We start from the raw sequence: 259 nt of genomic DNA on the forward strand, positions 1-259 counted from the left end.
AAGGAATCTCGCTTTCATTTTCCCATGTGTAATGAGTGTTTTCTCTGATGATAGTTCAAGATTTAGTTTATTCTTTAGAAAAGCCGTAAGGTCTTTCTTTACTTCTTCTGCGTCCTGTTTTGAACCAATTATCCCTATTAGGAAATCGTCGGCATATCGTACATATTGAATTCTCTTAAAGCTAGAATCCATTAATTCTACTGAACTCATTGTACGTATATCTTTTTGAAGCCTTTTCACTTCACTTGTAATCTCAGTT

At 34.0% G+C, this 259-nt stretch carries 1 protein-coding gene; it reads right to left on the bottom strand.

Annotation, left to right across the window (positions count from 1 at the left end; all coding sequences use genetic code 11):
* Nucleotides 1-259, bottom strand: a 259-nt coding sequence (locus tag ACS2CR_RS34565; RefSeq protein ID WP_438906174.1) for a reverse transcriptase domain-containing protein, incomplete at both ends; no start/stop codon positions are given.

This window comes from Bacillus cereus group sp. BceL291 (genome assembly GCF_051776705.1).
GTDB lineage: Bacteria > Bacillota > Bacilli > Bacillales > Bacillaceae_G > Bacillus_A > Bacillus_A cereus.